The 4088-nt window shown below is 58.6% G+C and carries 4 protein-coding genes; 1 reads left to right on the top strand and 3 read right to left on the bottom strand.

Annotated elements, in window-relative coordinates:
* Window positions 1-701: 701 nt before the first annotated feature.
* Entirely contained in the window at window positions 702-2348 is a 1647-nt protein-coding gene (locus tag GBZ26_RS27820; RefSeq protein WP_174441579.1) for an SIR2 family NAD-dependent protein deacylase, read from the top strand.
* Window positions 2349-2569: 221 nt separating this feature from the next.
* Here GBZ26_RS27820 and GBZ26_RS27815 read toward each other — a convergent pair whose 3' ends face one another.
* The 3 genes from GBZ26_RS27815 to GBZ26_RS27805 form a co-directional block, all read right to left on the bottom strand.
* Complete coding sequence (locus GBZ26_RS27815; RefSeq protein WP_174441578.1) at window positions 2570-3274, bottom strand: nitroreductase; 705 nt, start codon at window positions 3272-3274, stop codon at window positions 2570-2572.
* 77 nt (window positions 3275-3351) lie between these two features.
* The gene (locus GBZ26_RS27810; RefSeq protein ID WP_051141058.1) at window positions 3352-3726 is read right to left on the bottom strand and encodes a response regulator transcription factor; all 375 of its coding nucleotides are present in this window, start codon (window positions 3724-3726) and stop codon (window positions 3352-3354) included.
* Window positions 3727-3884: 158 nt separating this feature from the next.
* Window positions 3885-4088: response regulator transcription factor (locus GBZ26_RS27805; RefSeq protein WP_247884926.1), on the bottom strand; the 204-nt coding region annotated here is incomplete at its 5' end.

The following is a 4088-nucleotide window of genomic DNA, read 5'->3' as shown; positions in this document are numbered from 1 at the left end:
GCCGCCAGGAAGGCGGCGGCAACACCCGCCGCCGCCAACCGGGGACCCCGCGTGCGCCCGCCGGCGAGACGGACCACACCGACGGCGGCGACGCCGACCACCAGGGGAAACAGGGCGGTCTGCACCACAAGATCATCGAGCAGAGCCATCGTCGGAACACTCCAAGCCGCAGAAAACGGGACGCGGGGCGGAGCCTGCCGGGATGGAACGGTCAGGCCAGCGCTTCGCGGCGCGGCTGGAGAGTGCCGTCACGGCCCGCTGACGCCTGTGCGAAAACGCACATCGCGAACGTGGCGCAACCGTGTTTTCGAGCGTGAGCGACGCCGTTGGAGCAGAACGTTCGTTCAACTCGTGCGTGCCTTGAGTGTCGGATTGGAGGATGGATGCCACATTGCAAAGGTCAGGGCTGCTCCCTGGGTAGCCAGTTGCGTATGACGGTTCAGCGCCAGAAGCGGACATTGGCGTCAACTTTATTTCTGGATTTCCGCATTACTATCGTGTTGCGTGCGGCCCCACTACCTCGGTCGAAACCCCTATCATCCGCTTCTCAAGGTCAGCCTAAGATGATAGAAAATTTAATGGTTTTCAACTCAGGGCCCATTAGAAACAAGATCCTGCTACTGATAGAGATATTGCTTCATCATCACCAACACCTTAAAAGGGTTGGGCAGAGGCCGCAGGAAACATTTTAGGCAGTCGATATGGCAAAGTACCTCAAGCACTTCCCGAAACCACTGCTGGATGACCTTGTTGCAGGCCGGTGGCTTCCGGTCGTTGGTGCAGGAATGTCGCTCAACGCTAAAGTCGCTCCGCCCGCCAGGATGCCCCTGTGGCCTGACCTTGGCACAGCTTTGTCAGGCGAACTCACAGATTACAGTTCTGCCGGCACACTCGATGCTATCTCTGCCTACCAACACGAATACGGTCGCGCAAAATTAATTGAGCGTCTCACAGAATTGTTGTTGGTAAAGGAAGCGGAGCCGGGAGAAGCTCATCATGCATTTTGTTCGATCCCATTTGATGTAGTATGCACCACTAATTTTGATTTTTTGCTTGAGCGTCAATACGATGCCATACCACGGTACGTCTACCCAATTATTGACGAGGAACAGCTATCAATTAACGGATACACTGCCGGTACACAGTTGCTAAAGCTTCATGGCGATTTGCGGCATCCAAGCCGGCTCGTTGCCACTGAGGAAGATTACGATGGCTTCCTTGCACGCTACCCTCTGATTTCAACGTATTTGGCGAATTTGCTGATCAAGAACACGGCTGTATTCATCGGCTACAGTCTTGATGATCCTGATTTCCGGCAGATATGGACGATAGTGAGTGATCGCCTTGGTCGCTCACGGCGGATGGCTTACTCAATTATGGTTGATGCCAGCAGCTCAGATATTGCAAGATTTGAGAGGCGCGGCGTTAAAGTTATAAATTTACCAGGACAGAAGAGTAGGTATGGATCTATACTCTCCGAGGCGTTTGTGGAACTGAGGGAGCACATACGCGATAATGTTATTTCCATTAGCAAAGTAACTGAAGAGGAGCCCTTGCAAGAACTTAGCTTGCCACGGGATGCAACAACTCGGCTTTGCTTCTTTTCGCTGCCGATTGAAATGCTATCACTTTACCGGAGCCGTGTATTCCCAGTAGTTGAAGAAATTGGCTTCGTTCCTGTGACTGCTGATGATGTTATCTCACCAGGACAGAATATCAGCGCGAAAATTGACGCTCTGGTAGATCGATCCTCTGTAGTGGTCGTGGAAATGGCATCCCCTTGGACGCGAGCAGAGTATGATATTGCCGTGGCAAGGAATCGCAATGCCTCTGCGAACAGAGAGCGCGGCGCCTTGCCTATTATTGTAGTCGCTTCAGAACAATCTCAAGTTCCTTCTTCAGCTCAAATTTATCCGATCGTTCATCGCAATGGAGTATCTGACGAAGCATTTGAAAGCTTCATAAATGACCTGTCCCAGCATTTAACGATGATTGCAGGAGAAACAAAACAAAGTCGAGATCGTGAGGCTCAGCGCTTGCTGGCGGCACACGAGTATCCGGCAGCAGTAATATCTGCGATTACTCAGCTTGAAGCTAAACTATATCAGCTCATATCTAGCAAAGCCGTCGACATATCTTCGACAAACTATCGGCGTCCGGTGTCCTTGCGCGCGCTCATTGATGCCGCTTTGCGTGAAGGACTTATCGATGGGCGGGAATATAATCTAATCCGCGGATGGATTACTGTTCGCAATATGGCTATTCATGAAGCTGCACCTGTAGGGGGTAAGATAGCACGAGATATCGTTGAGGGTGTGGCGCGAATAATTCGGAGGTTAAATGGGTAGAGTTCTGAACATGATTTTGCTTCTATGGAACGAAGGTCCGCCCCGGGTCAAATTCAGACGTTCGAGAGTTCTCTGAAAGCGAGAGCTGAACCGGTGGAACTCTGTTTGAGGGTGGGCGTGGACACGCCCCAACCCTCCGGGCGTCAAAATGGATCGGCGCCGTCACGCAAGGGGGCCGTGCCCTTGGCGTCCTTCTCCCCCTCCGGGATTGGGAGGAGGCGTCAGAAACCGTGGAAGCGGGTGAAGTCGGCGACCGGGGCGCGCTCGGTTTCCAGGCGGTTTTCCGGCGCGTCGGGGTCGGCGTGGCCCAGCGCCATGCCGCTCAGCAGGATGTCGGTGTCCGGGATGTCGAGATGGCGGCGGACGATGCGGTGGTACGTGATGAAGGCGGCCTGCGGGCAGGTGTCCAGCCCGAAGCCCCGCGCCGCCACCATCACATTCTCCATGAACATGCCGACGTCGAGCCAGCTTCCCTGCTCCATCCGCCGGTCCATCGTGAAGAACAGCCCGACCGGGGCGCCGAAGAAGTCGTAATTGCGGGCGTGCTGGTGGGCCATCGCCTCCCGGTCGCCCTTGGCGATGCCGAGCAGGCCGTAGAGGTCCCAGCCGATCTTCCGGCGCCGCCCCAGATAGGGCTCGAACCACTGGGTCGGGTAATAGGTGTATTCCGCCCCGGCCTGGGCGTCCGCCGGGTCGAAATGGGCGGCGCGCAGGTCCGCCGACAGCGCCTCGCGCGCCGCACCCGACACCGCGTGGACTTTCCAGGGCTGGATGTTCGACCCGCTGGGCGCCCGGCTGGCGGCGTCGAGGATCTGCTCCACCACGGCGCGCGGCACCGGTTCGGCGGTGAAGGCGCGGACGCTGCGGCGGCTGCGCACGGCGTCCAGCGCGGACAAGGGGCGGGGGGTGGGGTCTTCGGACGCCATGGGCGCGCTCCGCTGCGGACGGTGTCTCACGAACCCTGTCCGGGGAACGACGGCCCTCTCAGGACCGAGAAGGACGGTCAGGCTGGCAGGAGGCGCTGCACCGCGTCAAGGAGCTGGTCCTCCTCGAACGGCTTTTCCAGGAAGGCGGTCACGCCGGCTTCCCGCGCGCGGGCGAAGGTCGCGGGATCGCCGCGCCCCGACACCATGATGACGGGCAGGCCGTGCAGGTTCGCGCCGAAGCGCTCGATGAACTCCAGCCCGCTCATCACCGGCAGGTGCAGGTCGAGGACGAGGCAGCCCGACGGCTTGCCGTTGTACTGATCCATGAAACTCTGACACGACGCGTAGTCGCGCACTTCGAAGGCACAGGCTTCGAGCAGCGCCTTCATCGAGTCCCGCACCGGCTCGTCGTCGTCGACGATGTAGACGATGCTATCGCCCGGTTCGGCCAAGACTGCCTCCAGCATCGGAAATCACGCGGAATGACGCCCGTCGTGGGGCGTTACAGGGAAGATAGAAGCCGACCGGCGGTGCCGGAATACGGAGTTCCCCTTATCGGGCGTGGTTTTGATGTGGATCAGTCGCCGCCAGCGCCGCCCGGCGGCCCGAATCACTCCCCCTTGGGGGTGATTCCGGCGGACAGGGCCATGCGGACCAGCGAGGGCAGGCTGTCGGCGCGCATCTTCTCCATCACGCGGGCGCGGTGGATCTCCACGGTGCGCGGGCTGATGGACAGCTCGAAGGCGATGACCTTGTTCGACTTGCCTTCGACCAGCCATTGCAGCACGTCGCGCTCCCGCGGCGTCAGGCTGGA

Source organism: Azospirillum formosense, assembly GCF_013340925.1.
Lineage (GTDB): Bacteria > Pseudomonadota > Alphaproteobacteria > Azospirillales > Azospirillaceae > Azospirillum > Azospirillum formosense.
Note: the sequence above shows the minus strand (reverse complement) of the source record. Positions and strands in the feature narration are given on the sequence as shown.

What these genes read in the sequence shown, in the direction of transcription:
- GBZ26_RS27815 (WP_174441578.1), bottom strand. Translation starts at nt 3,274, where the DNA reads ATGGCGTCCGAAGACCCCACCCCCCGCCCCTTGTCCGCGCTGGACGCC.
- GBZ26_RS27820 (WP_174441579.1), top strand. Translation starts at nt 702, where the DNA reads ATGGCAAAGTACCTCAAGCACTTCCCGAAACCACTGCTGGATGACCTT.